This window comes from Komagataeibacter oboediens (assembly GCF_003207815.1).
GTDB classification, from domain to species: domain Bacteria; phylum Pseudomonadota; class Alphaproteobacteria; order Acetobacterales; family Acetobacteraceae; genus Komagataeibacter; species Komagataeibacter oboediens.
In genome coordinates this window covers 1-784 of sequence record NZ_NKTX01000237.1, presented here as the reverse complement: position 1 = coordinate 784, position 784 = coordinate 1, and the positions used below count along the sequence as shown (strand labels likewise).

At 49.1% G+C, this 784-nt stretch carries 1 protein-coding gene; it reads left to right on the top strand.

The features are described 5' to 3' along the window. The first annotated feature begins 103 nt into the window (after positions 1-103). Entirely contained in the window at positions 104-502 is a 399-nt protein-coding gene (locus tag CFR80_RS18580; RefSeq protein WP_003618791.1) for a MerR family transcriptional regulator, read from the top strand. Positions 503-784 lie beyond the last annotated feature (282 nt).

Below are 784 nucleotides of genomic sequence, written 5' to 3'. Positions count from 1 at the left end.
TCGCAGGTAGTACCGCGTCCCTATCTCTTAAATCGCTCATGCTTCATAGCTGAACAAGACCAGAAGTATTCAGCAAGGCGTCAGTCGCCGGGAGCTTACGGGAATGCGATCGATTGGTGCCTTGGGGAAGGCGACGAATACCAAAGTCGAGACGATCCGCTATTACGAACGGATCGGTCTTCTGGCTCCGCCACAGCGGACCGATGGCAATTATCGCACTTATGATGATGAGGCACTCGCGAGACTGTCTTTTATTCGTCGATCTCGGGATCTGGGTTTTTCATTAGACCAGGTAAGAGCTCTATTATCCCTAACGGATCAGGGAACCCAGGATTGTAAGACAGTTGATAGAATTGCTCGTGACCATATGGCAGAAATTGAGCGCAAAATTGCGGATCTCATCGCATTGCGCCATGAACTTTCTACGATGATAGAATCATGCGGGGGAGGTAATATTTCAGAATGCCGAATTATTGAAGCACTTTCTCCGTTTGATAATTAGTTCTCCTGACTTTTTTCGCAGCCAGTCGATTCTGCATTTGACGGAAGATTACCCGAAATAGTTATACGGCCTCATCCTCACGTGTCAGAATCTGAAAAATCCTCATGGAAAATTCAAGGACTATACGTGCTCCCATGGTGGCAGTTTATGATCAGGCCAGTTCTGAAGCAGACATTCGGCTTCCCTGAAGGGTTTCGGGCGCCGCGAGGCGTACGAAAGTCTGGGAAGACCGAACCCGCGACACCGGGACTCAGTTATGGGGAATTTGCAACTGGCGCTACC